Below are 26,003 nucleotides of genomic sequence, written 5' to 3' on the forward strand. Positions count from 1 at the left end.
TCCCTGAACGGGAGCTTCTGTCATTTTGTGAAGATTTCAGAAAGTATAAACTTCTTAGTATTATAAGTTCTCAGCGGAGCTGAGCAATTCTGTAATCGCAAGAAAAACCACTGCTAAATGCGGTCTGTCTTCTGTGGAGTACGTCGATAGCCGTTTTTCTTATTACATGTCTAATACTAATGCGTAAGGGTGGTCATGTGCAAGTGGGCTACTGAACCGTTTCCGAAGGTTTGATCAGCTTAAAAGCGAGAAAAAAGGTAAGCAGAGACAGCGCCGCCACGCTGCCGAATACGGCCACATGGGATATCCCCATCAGCCAGCCGAAGAGCGGGGGGCCGAAGGCCACGCCGAAAAAGCGCAGGCTGTTATAGAGGGAGGTAATCATCCCGCGCTGGCTTTTTTCGACTGAACCAGTGATCATCGTATTCAGACATGGCAAAAGCAGACCGGTTCCGATACTGCTTAATGTTAACAGTCCGATTAACCAATAAATGTTCTTATCTGTAAAAATGGCGGCAGTCTGTGATGCGGTCATCATCAGCAGTCCGATAATAATCAATCTGCGGATGACTGTGCCGTTTTTCTTGATTTTTGAACCCGTTATAACCGAGGTGGTTACCATGCCCAGCAGCGGAATGGCCAGTATCAGGCCTTTGACTACACCGTCGATATTATAGGGGGGCTCTTCAAGCGTATCGGATAAATAAAACAGAATGCCGAATAAAATGAACAGTCCTACAGCTCCTGTAAAAAAAGAACTCAGCAGCCATCTGCCTTTTTGCTTGATCACATTGGCTATGTTATGGACATATTTGCCGATGGGAACCGGTTCACGCTTGTTCCCAGGCTCGTGTATGAGAAAAATGACAGCCAGAAGGGAGAGCACGCAAAAAACCGGAAATGCAAAAAAGGAGGCATACCAGACGATTAATGCCAGCAGTGAACCTAATATGGGACTTAATACTTTACCGGCTGCATTGGAGGCTTCGATTAAACCGAGAGCCTGGGATTCAGTCCCTTCTTTGTACATATCCCCTACCAGCGCCATGGCAATGGCGGAAGTGCCCGCCGCCCCCATCCCCTGCAAAATCCGTCCGATAATAAGAACCGTGTAGGAGTTCCAGACTGCACCCATGCCGGCAAGAATGCCTGCACTGCCGTATAAAATAAGACTTGGTATGAGAACGCCTTTGCGGGAAAAACGGTCGGATAAATAACCGGAAACAGGGATGATAACACCCGCGGCGATGGAAAACAGGCTGATGACAAGGCTGCTTTGGAATTGGCTGATTCCCAGCTTGCTTTGCAGCTCCGGCAAAATCGGTACGATCATCGAGTTGCCCAGCACCAGAACGAGGGGGACGCTGGCCAGAGCTGTATATTCCCCCCATTTGCCTCCGCCTTTTGATGATTTCTTTTCATTTTGCTCCTTGTGCCTGGTGTGACTGATGTGCCGGTTTCGATGCTGTCTTGCTTCTGGCATCCATCTGCTTCTGCCTCTTGTTCCGTTCATGGTCCCAGTCCTTTCGCTTTCTGTCGTCAGTAATGTAACCCGTCCGGCCTGAGATCATGCAGAAATAGACAGAACGGAGCTTGGCTATAAAAATGTGGCAAAAGGGGAGACTGTTATTAAAAAAACTCGGAGGTAATTATGTATATAAAAATCAGGATTATGTTGACGGCAGGTTTGGCCATCGGGGCAGTTTTTACGGGAATCGCAGCCATTGACCCGGCATCAGCTTTCGCGGATAAACCGGCAGCGGTCGTGGCAGCTCCTGCCGCGCTATCTATGGCCGAGGAGGGGGCGGCAGCACCTGTTAACACACTGAAGGGGCTAGATGGCAAGACCTACACGGTAGGCCAGGGAAATGGCAAAATACAGCTGCTCAGCTTCTGGGCTTCATGGTGTGATCCATGCAGGATCGAGGCCCCGCTTCTTAATGAGCTGGCAGCCAAATACAGGACAAAGCTTGATGTGTACGGCATCAATGTCACGAAATATGACCGCAAAGAAGATGTAAGAAAATTTGCAAAATCACTGGGATTAGCATATCCAATCCTGCTGGATAAATCAGGAGAAGTATTTGATGTTTATCGCGGAGCGGCTTTTCCCACCAGTGTGCTCATTGACGGAAATGGAACGGTGCGTGAAATGCTGCTGGGTGTGTACAGCAAAGAAGAATTGGAGGGAAAAATCCGCAAGCTGACTGAGGAATTGGATACGAAATGAAAAAGCTCCGGGATCCATAACAGTACACCCGGAGCTATAGCTGAAATATAGACTAATGATTGACAATTCCGTTGGAAGAAGCGGAAGCTCCTGAAGGAGGGAGCTCGATTTTCTCTGAGAGAAGGGCATGGCGAAAGCTGTCAACCAGTGCTTCCCAGCTTGCTTCGATCACGTTGCCGGATACGCCCACCGTATTCCACGTATTTTCATAATTTCTTGATTCGATCAATACCCGAACCTTCGCTGCAGTTGCGTCTTTTTCGTCCAGCACACGCACTTTATAGTCTGACAGATGCATATCCCGCAGAGCAGGGAAGTATTGAGCCAGCGCTTTACGAAGAGCATTGTCAAGCGCATTGACCGGTCCGTTTCCCTCCGCAGCGGTATATACGCTGCTGCCCGCGACGTTCAGCTTGACGAATGCTTCCGATACGACGGATCTGTCGGCGGATTTCTCTACGAGCACTTTGAAGGATTCAAAGGTAAACAGCTCTTTCATTTCGCCGTTGGCCTCACGAATCAGCAGCTCCAGTGACGCATCAGCTCCTTCAAACTGATAGCCCTGGTGCTCCAGATCCTTGATTTTGCCAATGACGGAACGGGCTTCCTCGCTGCTTGGATCGAGATGGATGCCGATGTCCTTGGCCTTGGACAGCACGTTGCTCTGTCCGGCCAGCTCGGATACGAGGATACGCTGCTTGTTGCCGACCTCTTCCGGCACGATATGCTCATATGTGCGGGAGTCGCGCATAATCGCGGAAACGTGAATGCCTCCCTTGTGGGCAAAAGCGGCGTTGCCGACATAAGGCTGGTTTACAGGCATGTTGACATTGGCAACCTCGCTGATATAGCGGGCGGAATTTGTAAGCTGCTTCATCTGTTCCCCGGCAATACACTCATAACCCAGCTTCAGCTGCAGGTTCGGAATGACGGAGCAGAGGTTGGCGTTGCCGCACCGTTCACCGTAACCGTTCATGGTGCCCTGCACCTGTCTCGCTCCGGCCTGAACGGCAGTGAGCGCATTGGCAACAGCCAATTCACAGTCATTATGAGTGTGGATGCCGAGACGGGCCGATTCAACGGATTGACCGAGGCTCGTTACAATCTCATAAATTTCATGAGGCATGGACCCGCCGTTCGTATCACACATGACAAGCCAGTCCGCACCGGCTTCCTGGGCCTTTTTCATGACTGCAACCGCGTATTCCGGGTTATTCTTGTATCCGTCGAAAAAGTGTTCGGCGTCGAATATCACTTCCATGCCGCTTTGCTTCAGGAATGCAATGGAGTCATAAATCATGGCAAGATTTTCTTCAAGGGTTGTCTGCAGTGCGGTATGGACATGAAAATCCCATGACTTGCCAACCAGCGTGGCCGCTTGCGCACCGGACTGGAGAATCCGCTGCAAATTGGCATCCTGCTCCGCAGCGCTGTCTTTGCGGCGGGTGCTGCCGAATGCCGTGATTTTGGCTCTCAGGCTGAGCTGCTGAACTCTTTTGAAAAATTCAATGTCCTTGCTGTTGCTGCCGGGAATGCCACCCTCAATATAATGAACACCAAGATCATCCAGCTTTTTGGCAATTTTCAATTTATCGTCCGCAGACAGGCTGATGCCCTCTCCCTGTGTCCCGTCTCGCAAGGTAGTATCAAAGATGGAGATGGTCTTTGACATGTAGATCCTCCTTTGAAATGGCGTCTCGTAAGCAAATTTTGGGTTGGATAATTTACAGTAAAGCGTTTGTGTAATGAAGAATCTATAATTTATATGATTATAGCAATTTATTGCACGAAGTGTAACCTTAAAACAAATTTTCGCCGGAAAGATAAACCAGGGGCATGAATTTTGCAATGGGCTGATGTAAAATTGGAACTACTGAGATTTTTTCGGATCACCCCGCGATTGTAAATTACTCAGATAGAAGGGTTGCAAGTGAAAAAAGTCAGTGACTATTATCCGGCCGATGGACGAGTCATTCTTCATGTCGACATGAATGCATTTTACTGCTCGGTACATGCCGCCGAAGAGCCGCATAAATATAAAGGACGACCCACCGCTGTTGCGGGAAGCAGCGAACTGCGCAAAGGAGTGATCGTCACCTGCTCTTACGAAGCACGCAAGCTGGGCATATCGACAGGCATGGTCGTAAATCAGGCGCTCCGCATCTGTCCGTCTCTAATCATCATTCAGCCGGACTTCCATTTATACAGGCAATATTCCAGAGCCTTCATGCAAATCGCATATTCCTATACGCCCATGCTTGAAGCCACGTCGATCGATGAATGCTATCTGGACATTACCGGCTCCAAGCAGTTCGGAACCCCGGTGGAAATCGCGGAATCCATTCAGCGGCGCATCGCCGAAGAGTTGTCCCTCCCGTGCTCTATCGGGATTGCGCCCAATAAATTGCTGGCGAAGATGGGCTCTGACATGAAAAAGCCGAACGGGATTTCCATTCTCCGGCTGCGTGACGTGCCGAAGGTGTTATGGCCGCTGCCTTGTGCCCAGCTGTTCGGGATCGGCCGCAAAACGGCCGCCAGGCTGCAGCAGCTCAACATCCGGACAATAGGCCAGCTGGCTAAGGCAGACGAGCAGCATCTTATCGAGCATTTTGGGGTGAATGGCTCATGGATGAAGCTTGCGGCTAACGGGATCAGCCATTCTCCTGTCCATACGGAAAGAGAGCCGAACAAATCCATCGGACACACGACGACTCTTCCGCAGGACGTGAATAAGGCAGAGGACGTTCGGCGAATACTGCTTAATATCAGCGATCAAGTGGCGCGAAGGCTGCGTCGGCAGAAGATGCTGGCAGGTGGAGTGCAGATCACGATCCGAACACCTGAGATGAAGACATTTACCCGTTCCCAAATGCTAAAGAATCCGACGGAGGATGCCGAATTAATATATAAGGAAGCCTGTGAGCTTTACCGGCGGCATTGGAGTGAGGAGAAACCGGTTCGACTGCTTGGCATTACATTACAGCAGCTCGTGCCGAAGGAAGAAGCGGCTGTACAGCTGGACTTGTTTGATTATGAGAAGCAGCCTAAAAAAGAAAGCCTCATCAAGGCGATGGATGCGCTGCGTGATAAATTTGGCGAAAATGCGGTGCTGACGGCAGGCATGCTGGGTGATGATCCATCCGTCCTGCTCCGCAACAGCAAGCTGCGGGGAACCTCGCTGCAAAAGGATAATTTGCCGTCCCTGGACTAAAAATTGGAGTTCCGTATGCTTAAAATCATTTGTATTCACAATATTTTTGTATTAATATGTTTCTATGACGGAAAGACAGGTTGGTTTTATCGTATAGGAGGAAGAGAATACTATGGCTAAATATACTTGGGTAGAGAAAGATACGTGCATCGCTTGCGGCGCTTGCGGAGCAACTGCACCTGATATTTATGATTACGATGATGAGGGCCTTGCTGAAGTCATCTATGAAGGGGATAACAACCGCGGTATTATGGCGATCAGCGAAGATCTGTATGATGATATGCAGGATGCCTGCGACGGATGCCCGACGGATTCCATCAAGATAGCCGATGAGCCTTTTAACAAAAATTAACTTATATTAACACTGCCGTAGCATCGAAAATGGCATCTTTTACCGTAATGGCGGTGGGAGATGCCATTTTTTCTTGCGGATCTATTTAAAGCATAACAATTCATGCCGAAAAATATACATAGATGGGTTTGCATGACAAAACAACTGGGGGTTTCCGTGAGCGATACGTCACATCTTAAAACATATGTAAAACAGCATCCTGATAATAAAATGGGCTGGTATTTGCTCGGCAAGGAATATCAGAATAGCGGACAGCAGGGAAAAGCAAACTACTGCTTCAATAAAGCCGGCGAAGTGTTTGAAGCGTTTGAGAAAAAACAGATTCCACAGGATGTATGGGAGGAATATCAGAACAAGCTCGTTGAGATCGCACGTACGAAGGAGAAAAGGAACGCCCGCATTCGCAAGCTGCTGGTGGGCTGTCTTTTTTTGCTGCTCATCTTGATGCCGCCCGCTCATGCGCCAGGGAAAGCTGGTCCGGGGACTGAAACGGCAAGCGAGGAGCCGGCAGGCGAGCAGGATTTAGCCGAAATAGATGAGACCAGAGAGCAGGGATCGCGGGGGGAGACGAGTACGGCTGCGGGCGGCTCCAAACCGGATATAAAATTTACGGCAGGTGTTGGGAGCCCCGGGCCGATGTCTGTGAAGATTGGCTCTCTCCTCACCCGCCAAGATACTCTTCCTGCGAGCACTGCCATTCTCGGAATGGAGAAGGACGGGAAATGGCTCTTGTGGGACGAACAGCTTAAAGCTGTATACCGGCTGGACAAAGAAGGCGGCGGCAAGGTGCTGGTTCAGTCCCTTGATCCGGAACAATGCCATTGCGAGCCTGCAGGCGCCTCAGCCATTAAAGCTCAGGCGGCGGCATGGACTTCCGGACAGGTTGAGCTGGCTGTGCTTAACAGCTCTCTCTCTGCCTACCGCAAGCGTTACGGTAAACTTCCGGGCAGCCTGAACAACCTGACTGGGGCATTTCCCGACAATATAATGGACGGAATATCGGAGAGCATGAAGCCGGCCTTTCCGTTGCTGAAAAAACGCCTGGCCGGCTCTAAGAGCGGAGATGCTTCGGTGGAGAAGATGCCGTCGGCCGAGGGAACCGCGCTGGCCTCTTCATTGGACGGAGCTCCCTTTTTCACCGAGCCGCTGCGGATTATTGTGGACAAATCCAATTATCGGCTTGCTGTTGTAAGCGGGAACGTCATGATCCGCAACTATAAAGTGGGGCTTGGCGGAAATAGAACCCCCGAAGGTACCTATGAGATTTCAGATAAGGTTGTGAATCCGAACGGCAAACCGGATGGAGATTTTGGCAGCCGCGGCATGCAGCTATCCGATACCAATTACGCCATCCACGGAACGAATGAACCGGACAGCATCGGCAAGGATGAGTCCCTGGGATGTGTCCGTATGAGCAAGGAGGATGTCGAAGAGCTGTTCGCTCTGGCTCCTTCAGGCACTCAGGTTACGATTCAGGCAGGCGGTCTGCCTGATCAGCTGCTTGTCCCTGATGTCCGGTTCACAAGCGAGCAGGTCAGCGATCAGACTAATCCGCGCAAGACCTACCACTGGCTTTATTGATTGCCGGCATTGGCCAGCACAATTACGGCCACGATAATCAGAATCAGCACAACCAGACTGGCGGCAGTCCAGGCAATTGCTTTTTTATTTACCTCTTCCTTTTTCTGCTGCAGGACAGGAGGTTTGCGTTTGACTGACATGGAAATCACTCCTTCTTGTGATATCATTTGCACTTCCTATGCAATGGATTCGCTGAGACGCTTCCGCTCTCCTGCCTGTCCCATAATAGTGATCCTTATTACTTTCTTTTTCGGGAAGAAAAAGCTAAACTATTTCAGAGTGGTCAGTAGAGGCTTCGCTGAAGCGAAGACGGTAGAGAACGGAGTGGATTGAGTGTTATACCGCAATTTTGCCAAACCTGTTTTTTTTAAAATGGACCCTGAAAAAGCGCATCATCTTGTTATTGACGGCATGAAGCAGGCGGCCGGAATACCCGGCGGGACCGGCTTGCTGCGCGGCATGTACGGTGTGCGGGAAACAGCCGATCTGGCTGTGGACTTATTTGGATTGCATTTTCCCAACCCGGTCGGCCTGGCTGCGGGACTAGACAAAAATGCGGAAGCGGTGGAAGGCTTCTCTGCCATCGGCTTCGGATTTATAGAGGTCGGAACCGTTACGCCACTGGCTCAGCCGGGGAACGAACAGCCCCGCTTGTTCAGGCTTCCGCCTGATCAGGCGCTGGTCAACCGGATGGGCTTTAACAATAAAGGTACAGCGGAAATGGTGGAGCGACTTGCTTCCTTGAAGAACAGAGCGATTCCGATCGCCGTGAATATAGGCAAGAATAAGGCAACGCCCAATGAAGAGGCTTATACGGATTACGAGAAGTGCATAGCCGCTTTATATCCGCATGCGGATCTGTTTGTGGTGAATATCAGCTCCCCGAATACGCCGGATCTCCGTAAGCTCCAGCACGGGAGCGAGCTGAAGGAACTGCTCGCTGCGGTTAAGGCGGAAATGGAGGCTCAAGCGGCGAAATCAGGGCAGTCCAAAGCGGTTCTTGTCAAAATTGCGCCTGATGTAACGGACGCGGAGCTTGAATATATGACGGAGGCTATTGCAGCCAGCGGCGTAGATGGCATCATCGCCACCAATACGACGATTTCGCGCGACGGGCTGACGCATGGAAATGCCGGGGAAACCGGCGGCCTCAGCGGAAGGCCTCTGCGTGAGCGGTCTACGGAGGTCATCCGCAGCGTATACCGCCAAACGGGTGGGAAATTACCCATTATCGGGGTAGGCGGCATCTTCGACAGCCGCGATGCTTACGACAAAATCAGGGCCGGAGCCAGCCTGGTTGAAATATACACGGCCCTCATTTATGAGGGGCCGGAGATAAACGGAAAAATTCATGTCGGCTTGCGCGAGCTGCTGCGGCGGGACGGCTTTAAACACATCAGCGAGGCGGTGGGTGCTGACCACCGGTAAGCAGACGAACGGACAGGAGGCACGAGATATGGACGGAAGAGATTGGGGAACATTTTTGCTTCCATACGAACAGACGGTTGAAGAACTGAAGGTCAAATTCAAAACGATGCGTGCGGAACTGAAAAAACGCGAGGAATACGCGCCGATCGAATTTGTTACCGGCCGTGTCAAAAAAATATCCAGCATTCTGGATAAAGCAAAACGGCTTTCAGTGCCGATGGACCAATTGGAGACCGGGATCGAGGATATCGCCGGCATCCGCATTATGTGCCAATTCGTTGAAGATATCCGCCGTGTGGCCGAGTATATCCGGAGACGGAAGGATTTAACCGTATTATACGAGAAGGACTATATCACCAATTTTAAAGAAAGCGGGTACCGCAGCTTTCATATGATCGTGAAGTACCCCGTGCAAACAGCCCTCGGTCAGAAAATCGTGCTGGCCGAGATTCAAATCCGGACCCTTGCGATGAATTTCTGGGCAACCATCGAGCATTCCCTGAGCTATAAATACCGGGAGAGCCTGCCCGAGGAAATCAAAGAGCGTCTTAAAAAAGCGGCGGAAGCAGCTTCTGTGCTTGATAATGAAATGTCCGCGATCCGTTTGGAAATCTTGGATGCGCAAAAAACATTTGAGGATCAGTCCAACATCGTATCCAAGACGTTAACAGCGATGCATAAGCTTTATTTCTACCATAAGGTGAGTGAAGCGATCGAAGCCCAGCACCGGTTTAATGAGCTGTGGGAGCAGCATGATATGGAAGGCATCAAGGAACTGTTTGACGAGATCAAGAGACTGCTGGACAGCTCCAAAACGGATGAGGACAGGGATGAAGTTTAAGCATGGCAGCTAACTATCCACCGCTGTATATATCGTATCTCGTATATTTTAACCGGGACCGGGATTACTTCGAGTGTCACGAGGTACTGGAGGAGCTGTGGTTGGAAACTGGGCGGAATCCGCTGTATAAAGGCTTGCTCCAGCTTGCCGTCGGCCTGTTTCATTTTCGCAACGGCAACGTGCGCGGGTCAAGGATGATGCTGGACAGTGCACTGCAGAAGCTCAAGGCTGCGCAGAAGGAGACGCTCGGCATTGATATGGGCCGTTTGGTAAGCGAGACGGCTCAGTACACAGAGCGGCTGGCAGCCTATGAACAGGCTCCTTTCGACTTCTATGATCTGACGATCCGCATCACCGATCCGGAGCTGCAGCGGGAAGTGCATCAGGCGTCGGTCTTAATCAGCCCCAACATTCCGCAGCAGGTTAAACCGCAGAGAGGGGCCAAGCACAAGGAAAGGGAGAACATCCTTGCAGGCCGCCGGAAAAAGGCCGCTGAACGGAATGAATAAGCAAAAGAACCTTCAATGCCACGAATCCGTGCTATTGGAGGTTCTTTCGTTCTATCTTTAATATGGATTCCGCCGGAAGTCAGGAGGCGTTTGTTTTGTATTTTTCAAACAAGGTCTTGTATTGCTCCAGCGTGTTGCCATTGTCTCCGGCCGTTTCGCTCAGACCGCCAACGAGTCTTTCTTTTTCCACGCCATTTTCATAGTACACCAGTGTAGGTGTAAATTCGATGTTGTATTGGTTCCAGCCATCTTCAAATTCCCGCAGATTGAATTGATGCAGGGTAATGCCTTCCTGCTTCGCAAGCGGCATAAGCTGAGGAGTGGTAGCCCGGCAGTGAGGGCAATCGGAAGCGAAATAGTAGACGAAGAAGCTTTCCTTGTTTTTAATCTTTTGCTGAAGGGCATCCGGCAAAATGATTTGCTGATAGTTGGGATCATTCAGCAGCTCTCGGGTAGCGGGATTAAGAGAGGAAACGGATTTGTTGTACAGCTCGCTCCGGTTGCCAGCATTGATGGCAATCAGAACGCCGATCAGCACGGCAAGCACTACAAAAAAGCCGATAATCGGAATAAGCTTTTTGTTCTTTGCTTTCAAAATAATCTCTCCTATCAAAGTATAAATAGTATGGCGGCTGCCTATCATTATACAGCATTACAGCGTGTAGTGAAACAACGGGAAACCTATAAACCTGATATGCTTTCTTAAGCATGCGGGATAACCCGTCCGGCATTTGTGTTAAAATATAGAGCGGCTGTTATAATGAAGAGCGAATGATTGATTTTTCGACAGAACAGGATGATCAGATAACATGGCTGTACAATTACCGGCACTTTTTTTAGAGAGAATGCGCGGGCTGCTGGGTTCGGAGTTTGATGCATTTTTGGCGGCTTATGATGCGGTGCCGCATACGGGAATACGTGTGAATACGCTGAAAATATCCGTTGAGGATTTTGTGAACATATCGCCTTTTGAGCTGCGGCCTGTTCCCTGGTGTCCAACCGGCTTCTACGTTCCTTACGGGTCCAAGCCAGGGCTGCACCCTTATTATCATGCGGGTCTGTATTACATTCAGGAACCGAGCGCCATGGCTCCCGTGGAGCTGCTTGATGTTCTGCCCGGGGACCGGGTCCTGGACCTGTGTGCAGCGCCGGGCGGAAAATCCACGCAAATCGCGGCCAAGCTCAAGGACAGCGGTATCCTGGTCACCAATGATATTCATGGGGAGCGCACCAAGGCTTTGGCCAAAAATATCGAGCTCTACGGGGTGCGCAACGCGGTGGTGCTGAATGAATCTCCGGACCGGATTGCGGAAGCATTTCCGCATTATTTTAACAAGGTGCTGATTGACGCCCCCTGCTCCGGTGAAGGCATGTTCAGAAAGGACGAGGACATGGCCAGACAGTGGGAAACGCATTCGGTTGAGAAATGTACGGTGATGCAAAGGGATATCCTGCGTATCGCTTCACGTCTGCTCGCTCCGGGTGGTATCATCGTTTATTCGACCTGTACGTTTGCCCCGGAGGAGAATGAAGAGATGATCGCGGAATTTCTGAAGGCAAATCCGGGATTCCGTGTAGTGCCGTTAACAGGCCGGCCCGGATTTTCCCCGGGGCGGCCGGAATGGGTTCCGTCCAAAGAGCGTTATAAAGGTATTGAGCAGTTGGCAGGGACCGGCAGGCTGTGGCCGCACCGGATTGAGGGAGAAGGTCATTTCGCTGCTGTGCTGCAATGGGAAGGGAATGCCGGGGAGGAGACGGCTTCCGATAGAACGCTGTCCATATCTGAGCGGCCAGCGGGAGAAGAGGCGGGCGGGCGCGGCCGGGCCAAGGCGCAACGGCACAAGAGCGGCCGCGGGCGGGCCGGCGGAGAGGGCCGCCGCAGCGGCAGAGCGGGGGAAGAGCGTACCGCTGCAGAGGCGCTGGCTTCCTTCGCCGCAGAGCAGCTTACGCTGCAGCTCCCGGGCCGCACTGTTGAATACGGAGACCGCATCTACCAGTCGCCGCTGGACCCGGACATGCTGAACGGCCTGAAGGTTGTACGGCCGGGCTGGTTCATGGGAACGGTCAAAAATGGACGTTTCACTCCATCCCACCCGATGGCAACGGCCCTGCACAGGAATGACTCCGTCAGATCCATTGTGCTGGACGGGAGCAGCCCGGAGGCTGTCCGCTATCTTAAAGGCGAAACACTGCCCATTGAGCAGGACAGGGTCCTGCTTGCCAAAGGAGCCTCCGCAAAGGGATATGCCTTGATCTGTATTGACGGCTATGCGGCTGGATGGGGGAAATGGCAGGACGGCATGCTGAAAAACGAATATCCGGCAGGATGGAGGTGGACTTCCGTATGAAGGGACAGGGCAAGCAGACACAGCGGCTGGACAAGCTGCTTACCCACATGGGATATGGTTCACGTAGCGATATCAAAAGACATGTCAAGCAGGGCAGCGTTACCGTTAACGGTACGGTTGTCAAAGACAGCGGCATGCAGGTTCATCCCTATCGAGACCGGATTGAAGTAGATGGGGAGAACGTAAGCTACAAGGAATTCATTTATCTCATGCTGCACAAGCCTCCAGGAGTAATATCCGCGACAGAAGATCTGCGTGAGCGGACGGTGATTGATCTTTTGGATGAAGAGTACCGTCATTTTGAGCCTTTTCCCGTCGGCAGGCTGGACAAGGATACCGAGGGTCTGCTGCTGCTGACGAATGACGGCAAGCTCGCCCATGAGCTGCTTTCTCCGCGCCGCCACGTTCCCAAAACCTATGAAGCGAGGGTGGCAGGTGATGTTGGAATGGAGGATGCAGCCCGTTTCGCGGAGGGAGTCGAACTGGATGACGGGTATGTAACGCTGCCCGCGCAGCTCACGCTTTTATCCAAAGAACAAACGGAGGACGGACCACTCTCCTATATATCACTTGTCATTCATGAGGGAAAGTTTCATCAGGTGAAGCGAATGTTTGAGGCTGTCGGCAAAAAGGTGCTGTATTTAAAAAGAACGGAGATGGGCCCCCTGCGCCTTGATCCGGAACTTCCGCTCGGAGCCTATCGTGAGCTGAATGAAGAGGAGCTTGCGATGCTGAACCGGGGCATGCAGGAGCAGTAAAAGAGGCCTGCTGATTATATAGATAAAAGATAAGGATGGGATATGGATGAGGTACCGACTAATTGCGCTTGACGTGGACGGCACGCTGCTGAATGACCGGCACGAGCTTGTTCCTGAAACGGTGGACACGATCCGGGAGGTAGTTGCTCAAGGCGCCGAAATCGTGCTCTGTACGGGACGCGCCCCGCTCAGCACGATCCCGCTGATGGAGCAAATGGGCCTGACGGGGTACGTTATTTCCCATAACGGGGCAGCTACGGTGGATGCGGCAACCCGGGAGATCGTGCACCAATACCAGATGGATAAACGAAGCCTGGAACCATACATAAGCTACTGCAGGGAAAACGGGGTTCATTTTGACGTCAATACGGCATTTGAACTGTATGTGGATCAGCTTGAGGGACTGAAGCTGGAGGTGCAGAGCATGTATGAGGCATTTCTGATGGAGCCGCTGCAGCTGCCGCAGTGGGCTGATTGGTCGGAGCCGCTCGTCAAGTTTACAGCGTTTGGCTCCATGCAACGCCTGGACGAAGTGTACCGGGATTGGGGCAGATGGGAGCAGCCGTTTAATATGCTGCGCAGCGGAGACTTTTTTATCGATCTGATGCACAAGCATGCGTCCAAAGGAGAAGCCCTGCACCAGCTGGCGCAGCAGCGGGGAATAGCTCCCGATGAGATCATGGCGATCGGCAACTATTACAATGATCTCAGCATGCTGACTTATGCCGGCAAAGGCATTGCCATGGCCAATTCTCCTGAAGAGGTTAAGCTGGCGGCTGACGAGGTCACTTTGTCCAACAATGAGCAGGGGGTGAGACATGCCCTCATCAAATACTGCTTAAACTGAAGAGAGAGCCCTTTAAAATTCAACAGCCTCCATCTGCGTTAGTCGCAGCATGGAGGCTGTTTTTAGCGGAGTTGAACAATTCTGTATTCGCAGGAAAAGCTTCCTCTAAATACAGTTTGAAAGTACGCTGATAGATGTTTTTCTTACTGGAGCTGGCGCAGCCCTTTGGGGAGATGGTTTTTTAACTGGCCTGAGCTTGCTTTGCCCCAGCCAACAGGAAGCCCATCTGCCGCAACAAGGACCCAGCCTTTAAGCGCCGTATCCACCGCCAGCGTCTCTCCGCGCAGAAATGAGCGGATCTCCTCCGATTCCGCAGGAGCATTGAATACACCGCGAGCTTCATCGGGCTTTGCAGCCATGGCCAGCGCATGGGCAGGCTCAAAGCGGTTTTTCTTCCACTCCCCAAGATGAAGCCCTGCCCGCGGCAGCTTTAATCCAGCCATATGTTCGTCCTGAATGGCAAAATCGCCGTTTTCAGGCAGCCAGTAGAGGGATTCGCCGAATAAAAGCGGACGTCCGTCCCCCAGCTTGTGTCCCGGGAGGTCGTTTTTCCGCCAGGCATTATACCCTTCCCAGGCATTGTCCAGCTCTCTGGATGGGCGCTTGCGGCTGTTTTTACCTTTGCTGGTCTCTTTACCCCGGGCTGTTTCGTTTGTTGCAGCTCCTTCTTTGCGAAGCAGGGCGACGAAATGTCCCTCTCCCCGCTGCAAATGGGGCCATATGCGTTCAATAGACACCAGGCTCATATCCGGAAATTCGGAGGTAAACCATTCCATAACCTCTTCGTTCTCTGTTTTATTAAACGTACACGTCGAATAGGCCAGCCAGCCGCCTGGCTTCAGCAGCTTGTATACATCCCTGAGAATATCCTGCTGTCTTGAAGCGCACATCGCTACAAGATCGGGGGTCCATTCGCGGACTGCCTCCGGGTCCTTCCGAAACATGCCTTCGCCAGAGCAGGGGGCGTCAAGCATAATTCTGTCGAAGCAAGCGGGAAACCGCTCTGATAGTCCCGTGGGTGTGCTGTTCGTCACAATCACATTGCTCAGCCCCATACGTTCAACGTTCTCAGCCAGTATCTTCGCTCTTCCGGCGTGGATCTCATTAGATACGAGCAGCCCCTGTCCTCTTAATTTGGAGGCAATATGTGTTGTTTTGCCGCCCGGGGCAGCAGCCATATCCAGAACCGTATCACCGGGACGGGGATCAAGAAGCTCCACCGCCGACATGGCCGAGGGCTCCTGGATGTAATAAAGTCCGGCTGCATGGTAAGGATGCTTGCCGGGACGGTGAGGTTCTTCATAATAATAGCCTTCGGAGCACCACGGAACAGCTTTAAGGTTCCATTCGCTGATGATCGTTTCCCGCAGCTCCGGGGTGGCTTTCATCGGGTTGATGCGCAGTCCCTGTACTCTGTGTTGGTTGTAGGACGCCAGGAAGGCCCCAGCTTCCGGTCCGAGCAGGTCGGAAATTTGTTCAGTGTATGTAGGTGGCAGTGTTGGTTTGTCCATATAGATGAAGCTCCTTTAGTGCTAAAATTACATTACAGTTATGCTTTGCTGCTTGCCGCGCCGCATGCGATAATATGAGAAGACCATATTTATTTCCGCCCGCCGCGCTTCTGACACCCGCGAGACACAGGGAATATAATAAACAGAGATATTCGCGCTTCACAAGGAAATCCATTCCATTACTATCTGTTGAATGAAGCCTCTTAATCCGCTACAATATATTGTATTTGCATCGTTCGGATGTCTTCGCAACAGTTCATCAGAAATTTAATATATCATACAAATCAATCAACTGCATTCTGATGATTGGCAAGTAGCAATACGGCCTTGCTTGAAAGGGGAAGCAACATATATGAGACTGCTGCAGGCTTTGTTTTTCCCTCCGGAACAGCCGGGGGGCGTATCGTCGATGATTCCTTATTTGCAGGAACGGTTTACCTCGCCGCGCTGGGAGATGGAAATGTTCTCTCTGCCCAAGCGAATTCGCAACAAGGGAAAAGAAGACATCAAGTTCCATACCTTTGACTGGACCCAATACGGTGACAGCCCGGTCGTGCAGAAATATATTCAGACCTACCGTGACTACCTGTGGTGGACGAGGCTGCGCATTCATAAACCGTTTGATCTTATTCATGCTCATCATCCCATTGCCGGTCTGGCTATGAAAACCGTCTTTCCCGATACCCCGTTGATTCAGACTGTTCACTCTTCCTATGAACGCGAGCTGATCCTTAATGGCAAAATTGCAGAAGGGGGGCCTGAGCATCGGTTTCTGGCATCCATGTACCGGGAGCTTGAATATCGTACGGACCGGCTGTTGACGGTCTCCGAATCGTTCCGCAAGTATATGGCTCCCTATGTGGACCGTCATGAGGAGATCAAAGTTCTTCCGAACGGCTACGATGAACGGAGATTTAAACCGATCCCGCATGAAAACGAGGTTGCCCAACTGATTACCGTATGCCGTCTCGTTCCTGCCAAGGGGCTGGATGTGCTGCTGCGGGCCTGTGCGGAATTGAAAAAGCAAGGGATTGAATACGTGCTGCACATTATCGGGGACGGTCCGATTCGCCCTGACCTTGAGGAGATGGCACGGCAGCTCGGCATTTATAATGAAACGATCTTTTACGGCTATACGCTCCACCCGGAAGAATTCATGCCCTTTTTCGATATTTTCGTGCTGCCTTCCCGGGCAGAGGCATTTGGTTCAGTATTTGCGGAAGCGGCGCTCAGCTGTCTTGCTTTGGTCGGGACGGAGGTTGGCGGCATCGCCGAGCAGATTGAGAACGGAGTTAACGGCCTGCTTGTTCCGCCGGAAGACCCTGTGGCTCTGGCAGAGGCGCTTGGTGCGGTGATCGCCGATCCGATGTACAGATATGAGCTTGCGCGTTCAGCCTGTGATCGGGCGAAAGCCAATTATTCACTCAGCAGGGCAGTTCATGAGCTGAAGAAGATGTATCTGGAATACGCCAATAAGTGATTTTCACCTTTTGTATGTAGTTTGTTTGAGCCTATTTGGAATGATACGATTTCTACGGTTGAACGGAGTGAGGGGATGCCCTTTATGCCCGGAATAAATGAGCATCCCTGCCCAAAACAGGCTGATCAGGCCAAAGATGGGATATAAAAGGGACAGCAGCGAGCTGAACCCGAATTGACTGATCAAAAAGCAGACGAGCATGATGGACAGTGTGATGATCCGGGGGGAAACGGACACATACTGCTGCAACTGCAGGGTCAACCCATAGATATCGGCCACAAAAGTGCTGAAGATTTCCAGGAAAATCATAATCATATAGACGGTTTGCACGGCCATTCCAAGCTGGACAGCGACATTTCCCATAGGAATTTCAAACTGCTGGATGCCCGGCATCTGGGCCGACATGGCGAAATGGGCCGCCATCAGCATAATTCCGACCCCGACTCCGCCGAGTATGCCTCCCCAGCGAATGGTGCTTTTGGAGTCTGTCTGGCTTCCGAGTGGGACAAGCACGGCCTGCGCCATGCTGAGATTAAAGGAAGTGTACAGAATGGGAGCCAGCCAGACAAGCATCGGGTGATGATCTGTTTTGATTACGATAAAATTGTCATAATTGGGCGTGTTCAGTGTGCTTATGATCATCAAAAGGGACAGGAGCATCATTACCGGCACCAGGATGGAGTTCATTTGCAGAATGGCATGCATTCCTTTGCTGAGCAGCAAGTATGTACAGAGCAGCGTTAGAAGCAGGCCGGTCTGGTAGTTTAAATGCAGGTGCTCCATAAATACCGAACCGGAGCCAGCCAGCATGACGCTGTTCACACCGAGCAGAATGAACAGTGTAACCCAGCTGATCCATTTCCCCGCTTTCGGACCGAACAGGTGCAGGTTCACATCCTCGTAGGAATGTGCGGAGATTTCATGAGCGATAAGCATGAGTCTTGTTCCCAGCCAAATGAAAATAACGGTGGCCAGCATGATTGTAGCTGTCGCCAGGCTGCCGAAGCGGGTGAAAAACTGTAAAATTTCCTGTCCTGTAGCAAAGCCGGCCCCAACAATCGTCCCTATGTATGTAAAAGCGATCTGAAGTACGTGAATATTGCGTCCCATGTTCTTCTCCCCCGTCCTTGTACCAATAAGAACTACGCATAATACAAGGTATGTCCTGCCGGTGATGGACATGACTTCGGAGCTAAAAAGTATTACCCACACTATCGTCGGACAGGAGCGTTTTAGAATATGGCTCATTTGACTGCAATTATTTTAAAATACGGATATATGGCGCTTTTCAGCCTGCTGGCGCTGGGGGTGGCGGGGCTCCCGGTTCCGGATGAGGTGCTGCTCTTCTTCTTCGGCAGCCTTGTGGCGCAGGGACATTATCAATTCCCGGTCGCTTTGGCTGTTTCTTACTTTGGAAGTATGACGGGGATGCTGTTTAGCTATTCTATCGGGAGATGGATGGGCAAGCCGCTTCTTGAACGGTACGGCAAATGGATGCGGCTGACACCTCCCCGGATCGCCCGTTCGGAGCAATGGTTTGAGAAATACGGAACATGGGGGATTATATTCGGATATTTTGTCCCAGGGCTGCGTCAAATCCTTTCTTACCTGGCTGGAACGGCGAGGCTTCATGTAGGGAGATATTTATTATTTTCGTCCATCGGATCTCTCATCTGGTGTGTAACTTTTTTGGCTGTCGGGCATGCACTCGGCATGCGCTGGGAGGAGGGAGTCCGCCGCATGGAGCATTTTAGCCACAAATTGGGCATTGTAATTTTAACGGCGATGGTGCTCTCCGTATTCGCGACATGGTTCTGGAAAAAGCGGCGCAATTCAACAGATTGAGCACTTTAGCTTGAAAGCCGAAGCCCTCTGTGGTAATTTTACGGCAGTAGGATCGGCATGGGAGGTTAAAATTATGGAAGTTTTAAAAAGACGTATACTGGAAGAAGGCGTAGTGGCTTCGGATCAGGTGCTTAAGCTGGACGCTTTGTTGAATCATCAGGTGGATCCTGTGCTGACGATGCAGATGGGCAAAGAATTTGCCGAACGGTTTCGCGATGAGAATATTACGAGAGTGGTCACGGTGGAATCCTCGGGCATTGCTGTAGCATTCGCCACGGCGTATGAGCTGGGGGTTCCGCTTGTATTTGCCCGGCGCAAGAAGACGCTGCTGGCGGATCCTGATGCGCTCTCCGAGCGGGTGCCTTCCTTTACGAAGGGGATCGTAACAGACATCATGCTGTCCCGGCAATTTATTCATGAGAACGACCGGGTGCTGTTTATTGACGATATTATAGCCAACGGTGATGCGGCCAGGGGAATGGTAAAAATTATTCAGCGTTCCGGCGCGCATCTGGCCGGCTTCGGCGTGGTTGTCGAGAAATGCTTTCAGGCAGGGGCACGCACCATTCGCGAGCAGGGAATCCGGATTGAATCGCTTGTGCGGATTGCATCATTATCTGATGGAACGGTTCAGTTTGCCGAATAGTAACATTTCTCCGATTTCCCGACCTAATTTATGGCAATACCTTTGCAACGAAGGGGATATCGCTTATAATGTAGTTAAGGTTTTTAGGGAGAGGAGGCAGCAACATGGGGAAAGAACAATTGACGGAGCAATACTTTCTGGAAAAGTTGGCGGCGGCAAAAACTCATTTTGAACGTGCCCTGGATTGTAAGCATACAGAGTTTGATGATCTGTATCCCTATATGATCGAGCATCCTCAGTTTTTCTGGTATAAGCGTTATGTAGCCTGGTCTGAATTACTGACACTCGTTAACTTGTGCGAGGATCTGTCATTTCCTTGGAAGGAACAGTTTACTCCTCATCAGGTATCGTATGTAGAACAACGTGTGTTGTCTGCAAAAGTGCTTGATTTCTGGTTTGAGAAGAACGACAGCAAAGAGCATGCACAGCGTTAACCGTTAATCATTCAGGACAATTGTTGCTTAGTCGGCATTCCATATATCACAAAAGTGAGGCCTAAATGATTGAACATTTAGGTCTCTTTTTCATAGGACTTGATGTAGCAAAGAGAGAGAAGGTGAGTCAATGATCAGTGATGAACTGTTGGATTCCTACCGGGTTTCGGGAGAGAAGGTGCGGGTGATCCGGGACGCCCTGAAGGAAAATGATGTAGTTGGTATCGTGCTTGCATGGGATGAAGAGCATGTGCTGATTCGCAGACCGAATCGGAGAATCGTGAAGCTCAGTAGAAGTTATAAAGTGCAGCCGTTCAAGGAACCCCGTCCGGATACCCTGGACCTGGAACAGAATGATGCCTCCTTGTAGAAGCATGCTAAAAGAGCAGGAAATCTCTTAGGGTTTCCTGCTCTTGATATATTAACCTCTTGCCACTGCAGCGGCAGGGCGGCGAAAAGGTCTACGCTGTGGTGAGGCGGACACGGCTGCAGCCTGCCGGGAACGGCGTCCGATATAGCGGGATGGCTCGATGCGTCTGTATGGTTCAACTCCCGTGGACACCGAAGTGACCGGCAGGGAGGTTGACAATCCCAGGTAGGCCCGCATTCGTTCATACATTTCCTGACGGAATTCAGGCATCGGGATACTGATTTCACCTTCGGAGTCACCGCAAATGTATGACGCTTGCACAGCGGATTCGTTCTGCCGGATATGATGAACAGCGATACCGCGTTTCCTGAACTCATGCTTGACCTCGGACATCAGAATACCGGTTCGGTCTGCTCCGGAGTTGACGAGTTCTACATATAAATCCGGTGTTTTCAGCACACCGCTGTCTTCCAATATATGACTATCCCGCTCAAAAACCTTCTGAATAAACAGCAGGAGCAAGTAATTTTTAATTAAAGCCAAATCTTCTTTCGTAACGACTGCAGTAATCATATCTAGTCACCGCCTTCGATTATTTGAGTTTTTATCATAGTCACACTGACAGGAACCTATGTTCTTGTTTGTTCTTATTTTAACCGAACATATGAGCGGTAATCAAGACGAATATGGAAAAAACACCGCTTTTCGCAAAAAAAATTCCGAATCAAAAAGCCGATTCCCAGGTTAATCCTGAGTAACCGGCTTTACATTTTTCCAGGTATTCGTTTAAGGAGAGGTTTAAAGATAATCACACTTAAATTTTGAAAACTCAGCCATAGAGCCTTCCCCAGAGGCATATAGACCGATGAGCACGCCTGTAAATCCTCCCGCAACTTCAGATGAAAGGTATCTGGTTTGAGCCGTGCCTAAGAGGATGTCTTTCCCGTTTGCGTGAATGAGGAAGCTATAGCGCTCATGACTTGCCCGTATCATCAGAGCAGCATGGTTCTCACTTCCCAAGTCCACTTCATGTTCAACGGATTTAATATCGCCGATATTTAGGCGCTCGATCACTTTATAACCATTCTCATCTTTACGTACTGCTAAATCATAATGATGATTTTCATCCATATAGAGCGTGATGCCGGCTTCTCCGCTTGCAAGCTGTACATCGCAAGAGATTTCCGCGTTGAAGTCCCTTTGGCGAATGCCTATAAATGTCGGGGATTCCGGCATATCCAGGGTAACTCCGGTCCCTCTAAGCTTTACCTTATCGAACTCTAACATATAATTCTCCGCAACAGGATGACGGAGATAACACCAGTCCAGATTCCATTCCGTGTTTTCGAAAGTAAAGGTCTTTTTTTCTTGCTGCACGACATGGCTTGGGATGCGGTCGGTCTCAAAGCTGGTAAGGGTGGTGCCGTTATGTCCTGCCGTAAACCAGTCATCCTCCCCGAAAGTAACCGGTGTCAGGAAAACTTCGCGGCCAAGGTGATGATAGGTAAGCCAGCGGCCGATTTGACGGAAGCCCAGATGCAGCATCCACCAATTTCCATCATGATCTTGAATCAGATCGCCATGGCCAGCCCCCTGTACCTCATAACCGCCCAGATTTCGATTGGTCAGTACCGGATTGTTCGGATAGGCTTCGAACGGATCTGAGATCGAATCTGCCCGTGCATAAGTGACCATATGGCCATATTCCGTTCCGCCTTCAGACACCATTAGATAATAACGGCCATTTATTTTATACATATGTGGGCTTTCCAAATATCGTCCGCCTGTTCCGCGCCAAATCGAACGGCTTGGCGATAGCTTGCCGCCTGTTTCAATGTCAATTTCACACTGAGCAATCCCGCCAATCCCGTAATCGTCTTTCCCGTTGCTCATAAAGAATGCCTTTCCGTCTTCAAAATACAAATCAGGATCGATTCCTCCCTGATCCACATAGATCGGTTCAGACCATTCACCATAAATATCGTCAGTCCATACATAGAAATTTTGATGAGTGGTGTCGTTGGTCGTGGTCATGTAGAATCTCCCGTTGTTGTACCGGATCGTGGGAGCGAAAACTCCGCCGGAACTGCCCACCTTGCCGAGTTGAATCTGACTCTCTCTGGTTAGACAATGACCGATCTGCTTCCAGTTAATGAGGTCTTTGCTCTCAAAAATCGGAACGCCGGGGAAGTAATGAAAGGAACTGCAGACCAGATAATAGGTATCTTTTACTTTGCATACACTGGGATCAGGATAAAATCCTTTGATGACCGGGTTATTGTACTTCATAGTTCCACCTCTTTCATAAATTCATAATTATATAAATCTAATGCGATCGGTAACTAAGGAAATTAAACACCATCGTTTAAAGCCTTGCAATGGATTAGGCTTGATGGTTCATGTTAAATCTTTTAAATTTATATATATGTGATTTCAATAAATGCGGTCAGGAGACTATGATGATCATAAAAGCGAATGGGGAATCCCAATTTATGCCGTTATACGAAGCGTTGGCGAGCGAAGTCAGATGGAAAATTATGAGTCTCATTGCCGATAACGAGATGAATGTGAAGGATATTGCGGATAGGCTGGAGCTCAGTCCCTCTATCGTCACCATGCACATCCGAAAACTCGAAAAAGCCGGGCTCATCGGAAGCCGCAGGGTGCGGCTGGGCGGGGGAACACACAAAATGTGTTTCCTCAAACAAAAAAACATCGAGATTGAGCTGCCGTCTGCCAGCCACACCACGAAGATCAGCGAGCAGAGTATTTCAGTCGGTCACTACACCGCTTTTGAAGTCCATCCTACTTGCGGACTCGGTACGCGCGAGAAAGAAATCGGAGTTTGGGATGACCCGCGCTACTTTCTCGATCCCGAGCGGGTTCATGCCGCCATTCTGTGGTTTGGGTGGGGTTATGTTGAATACAAAATGCCTAACTATTTGCTTGCCGATCAAACCGCGAACGCTATCGAAATCTCAATGGAGATTGCTTCGGAAGCTCCTGGCTTAAGAGATTATTGGCCTTCGGATATTGAGTTCACATTCAACGGCATCTCTCTTGGCACATGGACAAGCCCGGCTGACTTTGGAAGAGCTGCGCGGGGGAGATTTACACCCGCATGGTGGCATCGAAATGTGAATCAATACGGGTTATTAAAGACGATCCGCATTGATGCATCGGGTACATTTATAGATGGTGAGAAGATGTCGGAGGTGACTCTTGCGAATATAAAGCTGCGAGAACCGTTCTGGACACTTCGATTCGCGGTTGATGAGCAGGCAGTTAATGTAGGAGGATTGACACTCTATGGTTCCGGATTCGGCAATCACAATCAAGATATTGTAATCCGCACGTATCTTAAATAGCAGTCAGGACCAAGACGCTGGTAGGTGATAGAGATCAATACTCGTTGCCGGATGCCTTGCACGATTATCCCGTTTGATCAGCCCTCAACCCTGCTCCCTGAACGAAAGGGATAATCGTGCAAAGGCAGTACGCAGGGACACCAAGACACGGACGTCCATTGTAATCTTGCAAGTAGGTTAAATCAGTACGATCCGGCTGAAAGAGATGATGATTCACGCAAAATATGCGCTAAAAGGGTGCAGAAGAGCTTAAAAATTAAAATGGTTGGCAGCGTATGATTGCCTGTTATCCAGCATGAACCTATGATGTGAAATGTAAGCGCTTTAAAAAGACATCATCAGGTTAGGAGGATCAGGAGATGGACCAGCAATACGCTGCCGAGGCGTCGCTAGAAATGAAGAGGAAATGGATTCAATCGCAGTTTGTCAAAGACATCGTAAGAGACCGTTGGATGTACGTTCTGCTCCTTCCGGGCGTCTTGTATTTCGTTATATTCAAATACTTTCCGATGGCCGGTCTGGTCATGGCCTTTCAGGACTACAAACCGCATTTGGGTTTTTGGGAAAGCCCTTGGGTTGGCCTGAAGCATTTTGAACGTTTTTTTACGGAGCCGCAATTTTGGATGCTGTTCCGCAACACGTTCCTGCTTGCCGTGTACAACCTGGTTTTCTTTTTTCCGCTACCCATCATTCTGGCGCTGATGCTTAATGAAGTGCGTGTGAAGATGTTCCAGCGATTCGTGCAGACGGTCGTATATTTGCCGCACTTCGTATCATGGGTTGTCGCTGTCGGGATCTTTTACGTGCTGTTTACGACCGAAGGGGGAGTTGTTAATGAATTCATTGCCAGACTGGGCATGGAAAAAATCCCGTTTCTGTTAAGCGAGGAATGGTTCAGGACGATGATCGTCAGCCAGTCAATCTGGAAGGAAGCGGGCTGGGGGACAATCATTTTCCTGGCGGCCTTATCCGGCGTTGATCTTCAGCTCTATGAAGCTGCCCGCATCGACGGAGCCGGACGCTGGCGCCAGCTGTGGCATATTACGCTGCCAGCTATCCGAAGCACAATTGTGATCCTGTTTATTTTGAGGCTGGGCAGCTTCCTGGATACGGGCTTCGAGCATATTTTCCTGATGTTAAATTCCATGAACCGGGAAGTCGGCGAGGTGTTCGACACCTACGTGTACATGAAAGGCTTGACGCAGGCGCAGTACAGCTACAGCGCGGCCGTCGGCATGTTCAAGTCGCTGGTTGGTCTGGTGCTCGTCATCGGGGCGAACAGGCTGGCCAAAAAAATGGGCGAAGAAGGCGTTTATTAAGCGGAAGGAGGCGATCAAGCAATGCCTTTGGCGGACAAATCGGTCAGCAGCCGTTTTTTCACAGTCCTCAACTATTCGCTGCTGACGCTCAGTGCTATCATTACCATCATTCCTTTTCTTTACATCGTGGCCGTATCGTTCGCGACCCCCGAGGAAGTGGCGAAGGGAGGGCTTATGCTGTTTCCAACGAAGTTTACTCTCGGCGCGTACGAGTACATCTTTTCCACCGAAACGCTGGTCCGCAGCATCCTGGTATCGATCTATGTGACTGTGCTCGGCACACTGATCAATCTGCTGCTGACCTCATTTATGGCCTATCCCCTGGCCAGACCGACATTGCGGGGAAGAGGCGTCGTACTGTTCATGGTGCTGTTCACGATGCTGTTCAGCGGCGGGATTATTCCGACCTATTTCGTCGTCAAAGCGTTTGGCATGATCGACACCTACTGGTCTCTGATCATCCCCACTGCAATCAGCGCCTTCAACCTGATCGTGCTCAAAAACTTTTTCCAACAGATTCCGGAAGGGCTGGAGGAAGCGGCGAAAATCGACGGCTGCCATGACCTCGGCATCCTGTTCCGAATCGTGCTGCCCTTGTCGATGCCTGCGATGGCAACGTTTGGACTCTTTTACGCGGTCGCTCATTGGAATTCGTATTTCAATGCGGTGATGTACATCAATGATTCCGAAAAATGGCCGGTGCAGATCGTGTTAAGACAAATTGTGCTGCTGTCCCAGGATATGATCGGCGATTCTACTGCACAGACGGAGCCTATGGAGTATTTGCCCCAGACGATTCGCATGGCGTCGATCGTGATTGCGACGATTCCGATCATCATCGTATATCCTTTCCTGCAAAAATATTTTGCGAAAGGTGTCATGCTGGGCTCGGTTAAAGGTTAAGCGTCTTCATCCCACATCCATC

The 26,003-nt window shown here is 50.4% G+C and carries 26 protein-coding genes; 18 read left to right on the forward strand and 8 right to left on the reverse strand.

All coding sequences use genetic code 11. The features are described from left to right. Positions 1 to 208: 208 nt before the first annotated feature. Entirely contained in the window at positions 209 to 1,483 is a 1,275-nt protein-coding gene (locus ACE5KN_RS00530; protein ID WP_375525127.1) for an MFS transporter, read from the reverse strand. A gap of 168 nt (positions 1,484 to 1,651) precedes the next feature. Here ACE5KN_RS00530 and ACE5KN_RS00535 point away from each other — a divergent pair, with 168 nt between their 5' ends. Then, positions 1,652 to 2,230 carry a TlpA family protein disulfide reductase gene (locus tag ACE5KN_RS00535; RefSeq protein ID WP_375525001.1) on the forward strand — a complete coding sequence of 193 codons (579 nt, stop codon included), beginning with the start codon at positions 1,652 to 1,654 and terminating at the stop codon, positions 2,228 to 2,230. Between the two features lie 52 nt (positions 2,231 to 2,282). On the opposite strand, the gene cimA is transcribed toward ACE5KN_RS00535, so the two are convergent. Then, the gene (gene cimA / locus ACE5KN_RS00540) at positions 2,283 to 3,902 is read right to left on the reverse strand and encodes a citramalate synthase (RefSeq protein ID WP_375525002.1); all 1,620 of its coding nucleotides are present in this window, start codon (positions 3,900 to 3,902) and stop codon (positions 2,283 to 2,285) included. A gap of 258 nt (positions 3,903 to 4,160) precedes the next feature. On the opposite strand from cimA, the gene ACE5KN_RS00545 reads away from it, so the two are divergent. From ACE5KN_RS00545 to ACE5KN_RS00555, 3 genes are all read left to right on the forward strand, one after another. Continuing rightward, on the forward strand, positions 4,161 to 5,441 hold the full coding sequence (locus ACE5KN_RS00545) for a DNA polymerase IV (protein WP_375525003.1): 1,281 nt from the start codon (positions 4,161 to 4,163) through the stop codon (positions 5,439 to 5,441). Between the two features lie 112 nt (positions 5,442 to 5,553). Continuing rightward, the gene (locus ACE5KN_RS00550; RefSeq protein WP_375525004.1) at positions 5,554 to 5,793 is read left to right on the forward strand and encodes a ferredoxin; all 240 of its coding nucleotides are present in this window, start codon (positions 5,554 to 5,556) and stop codon (positions 5,791 to 5,793) included. 132 nt (positions 5,794 to 5,925) lie between these two features. Then, on the forward strand, positions 5,926 to 7,374 hold the full coding sequence (locus ACE5KN_RS00555) for a L,D-transpeptidase (protein ID WP_375525005.1): 1,449 nt from the start codon (positions 5,926 to 5,928) through the stop codon (positions 7,372 to 7,374). On the opposite strand, the gene ACE5KN_RS00560 is transcribed toward ACE5KN_RS00555, so the two are convergent. Next, positions 7,368 to 7,514 (reverse strand): hypothetical protein, encoded by a 147-nt coding sequence (locus tag ACE5KN_RS00560; RefSeq protein ID WP_375525006.1) that lies wholly within the window; start codon positions 7,512 to 7,514, stop codon positions 7,368 to 7,370. The genes ACE5KN_RS00555 and ACE5KN_RS00560 overlap by 7 nt on opposite strands. A 193-nt stretch (positions 7,515 to 7,707) precedes the next feature. Between ACE5KN_RS00560 and ACE5KN_RS00565 the strand changes: the two genes are divergently transcribed. From ACE5KN_RS00565 to ACE5KN_RS00575, 3 genes are read left to right on the forward strand one after another with little or no spacing between them, the layout of a single operon-like run. Beyond that, positions 7,708 to 8,802: a quinone-dependent dihydroorotate dehydrogenase gene (locus tag ACE5KN_RS00565; RefSeq protein WP_375525007.1), complete on the forward strand. Its 1,095-nt coding sequence runs from the start codon at positions 7,708 to 7,710 to the stop codon at positions 8,800 to 8,802. A gap of 28 nt (positions 8,803 to 8,830) precedes the next feature. After that, positions 8,831 to 9,643: a GTP diphosphokinase gene (gene yjbM / locus ACE5KN_RS00570; RefSeq protein ID WP_375525008.1), complete on the forward strand. Its 813-nt coding sequence runs from the start codon at positions 8,831 to 8,833 to the stop codon at positions 9,641 to 9,643. Positions 9,644 to 9,645: 2 nt separating this feature from the next. After that, entirely contained in the window at positions 9,646 to 10,152 is a 507-nt protein-coding gene (locus ACE5KN_RS00575) for a DUF309 domain-containing protein (RefSeq protein WP_375525009.1), read from the forward strand. 79 nt (positions 10,153 to 10,231) lie between these two features. On the opposite strand, the gene ACE5KN_RS00580 is transcribed toward ACE5KN_RS00575, so the two are convergent. After that, a complete protein-coding gene (locus ACE5KN_RS00580; RefSeq protein ID WP_375525010.1) occupies positions 10,232 to 10,795 on the reverse strand; it encodes a thioredoxin family protein in 564 nt (187 codons plus the stop codon). A 166-nt stretch (positions 10,796 to 10,961) separates the two neighbouring features. Between ACE5KN_RS00580 and ACE5KN_RS00585 the strand changes: the two genes are divergently transcribed. The 3 genes from ACE5KN_RS00585 to ACE5KN_RS00595 are packed head-to-tail and all read left to right on the forward strand — an operon-like array spanning position 10,962 to position 14,105. Further along, positions 10,962 to 12,500, forward strand: a complete 1,539-nt coding sequence (locus ACE5KN_RS00585) for an RsmB/NOP family class I SAM-dependent RNA methyltransferase (RefSeq protein WP_375525011.1) — start codon at positions 10,962 to 10,964, stop codon at positions 12,498 to 12,500. Next, positions 12,497 to 13,258, forward strand: a complete 762-nt coding sequence (locus ACE5KN_RS00590; RefSeq protein WP_375525012.1) for a pseudouridine synthase — start codon at positions 12,497 to 12,499, stop codon at positions 13,256 to 13,258. Before ACE5KN_RS00585 ends, ACE5KN_RS00590 begins: the two co-directional genes overlap by 4 nt. A gap of 46 nt (positions 13,259 to 13,304) precedes the next feature. Further along, positions 13,305 to 14,105 (forward strand): Cof-type HAD-IIB family hydrolase, encoded by an 801-nt coding sequence (locus ACE5KN_RS00595; RefSeq protein WP_375525013.1) that lies wholly within the window; start codon positions 13,305 to 13,307, stop codon positions 14,103 to 14,105. Positions 14,106 to 14,248: 143 nt separating this feature from the next. On the opposite strand, the gene ACE5KN_RS00600 is transcribed toward ACE5KN_RS00595, so the two are convergent. After that, positions 14,249 to 15,616 carry an RsmB/NOP family class I SAM-dependent RNA methyltransferase gene (locus ACE5KN_RS00600; RefSeq protein WP_375525014.1) on the reverse strand — a complete coding sequence of 456 codons (1,368 nt, stop codon included), beginning with the start codon at positions 15,614 to 15,616 and terminating at the stop codon, positions 14,249 to 14,251. Positions 15,617 to 15,968: 352 nt separating this feature from the next. Here ACE5KN_RS00600 and ACE5KN_RS00605 point away from each other — a divergent pair, with 352 nt between their 5' ends. Beyond that, complete coding sequence (locus tag ACE5KN_RS00605) at positions 15,969 to 17,096, forward strand: glycosyltransferase family 4 protein (protein ID WP_375525015.1); 1,128 nt, start codon at positions 15,969 to 15,971, stop codon at positions 17,094 to 17,096. A gap of 3 nt (positions 17,097 to 17,099) precedes the next feature. Here ACE5KN_RS00605 and ACE5KN_RS00610 read toward each other — a convergent pair whose 3' ends face one another. After that, positions 17,100 to 18,206, reverse strand: a complete 1,107-nt coding sequence (locus tag ACE5KN_RS00610; RefSeq protein ID WP_375525016.1) for a YkvI family membrane protein — start codon at positions 18,204 to 18,206, stop codon at positions 17,100 to 17,102. A 129-nt stretch (positions 18,207 to 18,335) separates the two neighbouring features. Here ACE5KN_RS00610 and ACE5KN_RS00615 point away from each other — a divergent pair, with 129 nt between their 5' ends. The 4 genes from ACE5KN_RS00615 (at position 18,336) to ACE5KN_RS00630 (ending at position 20,391) form a co-directional block, all read left to right on the forward strand. Next, positions 18,336 to 18,941, forward strand: a complete 606-nt coding sequence (locus ACE5KN_RS00615; protein ID WP_375525017.1) for a DedA family protein — start codon at positions 18,336 to 18,338, stop codon at positions 18,939 to 18,941. 73 nt (positions 18,942 to 19,014) lie between these two features. Next, the gene (locus tag ACE5KN_RS00620; protein ID WP_375525018.1) at positions 19,015 to 19,587 is read left to right on the forward strand and encodes a xanthine phosphoribosyltransferase; all 573 of its coding nucleotides are present in this window, start codon (positions 19,015 to 19,017) and stop codon (positions 19,585 to 19,587) included. A gap of 104 nt (positions 19,588 to 19,691) precedes the next feature. Then, entirely contained in the window at positions 19,692 to 20,021 is a 330-nt protein-coding gene (locus ACE5KN_RS00625; RefSeq protein WP_375525019.1) for a hypothetical protein, read from the forward strand. A gap of 130 nt (positions 20,022 to 20,151) precedes the next feature. Then, complete coding sequence (locus tag ACE5KN_RS00630) at positions 20,152 to 20,391, forward strand: hypothetical protein (RefSeq protein ID WP_375525020.1); 240 nt, start codon at positions 20,152 to 20,154, stop codon at positions 20,389 to 20,391. A 51-nt stretch (positions 20,392 to 20,442) separates the two neighbouring features. On the opposite strand, the gene ACE5KN_RS00635 is transcribed toward ACE5KN_RS00630, so the two are convergent. Together ACE5KN_RS00635 and ACE5KN_RS00640 are read right to left on the reverse strand one after the other, a co-directional pair. After that, positions 20,443 to 20,964 (reverse strand): YhjD family protein, encoded by a 522-nt coding sequence (locus ACE5KN_RS00635; RefSeq protein WP_375525021.1) that lies wholly within the window; start codon positions 20,962 to 20,964, stop codon positions 20,443 to 20,445. A gap of 225 nt (positions 20,965 to 21,189) precedes the next feature. Beyond that, a complete protein-coding gene (locus ACE5KN_RS00640) occupies positions 21,190 to 22,680 on the reverse strand; it encodes a glycoside hydrolase family 43 protein (RefSeq protein ID WP_375525022.1) in 1,491 nt (496 codons plus the stop codon). A 173-nt stretch (positions 22,681 to 22,853) separates the two neighbouring features. On the opposite strand from ACE5KN_RS00640, the gene ACE5KN_RS00645 reads away from it, so the two are divergent. The 3 genes from ACE5KN_RS00645 (at position 22,854) to ACE5KN_RS00655 (ending at position 25,981) form a co-directional block, all read left to right on the forward strand. Continuing rightward, entirely contained in the window at positions 22,854 to 23,759 is a 906-nt protein-coding gene (locus tag ACE5KN_RS00645; RefSeq protein WP_375525128.1) for an ArsR/SmtB family transcription factor, read from the forward strand. Between the two features lie 395 nt (positions 23,760 to 24,154). Then, the gene (locus tag ACE5KN_RS00650; protein WP_375525129.1) at positions 24,155 to 25,078 is read left to right on the forward strand and encodes an ABC transporter permease; all 924 of its coding nucleotides are present in this window, start codon (positions 24,155 to 24,157) and stop codon (positions 25,076 to 25,078) included. 21 nt (positions 25,079 to 25,099) lie between these two features. Then, a complete protein-coding gene (locus ACE5KN_RS00655; RefSeq protein ID WP_375525023.1) occupies positions 25,100 to 25,981 on the forward strand; it encodes a carbohydrate ABC transporter permease in 882 nt (293 codons plus the stop codon). Positions 25,982 to 26,003 lie beyond the last annotated feature (22 nt).

The sequence above is a fragment of the Paenibacillus terreus genome, from assembly GCF_042138595.1.
GTDB classification, from domain to species: domain Bacteria; phylum Bacillota; class Bacilli; order Paenibacillales; family Paenibacillaceae; genus Paenibacillus; species Paenibacillus terreus.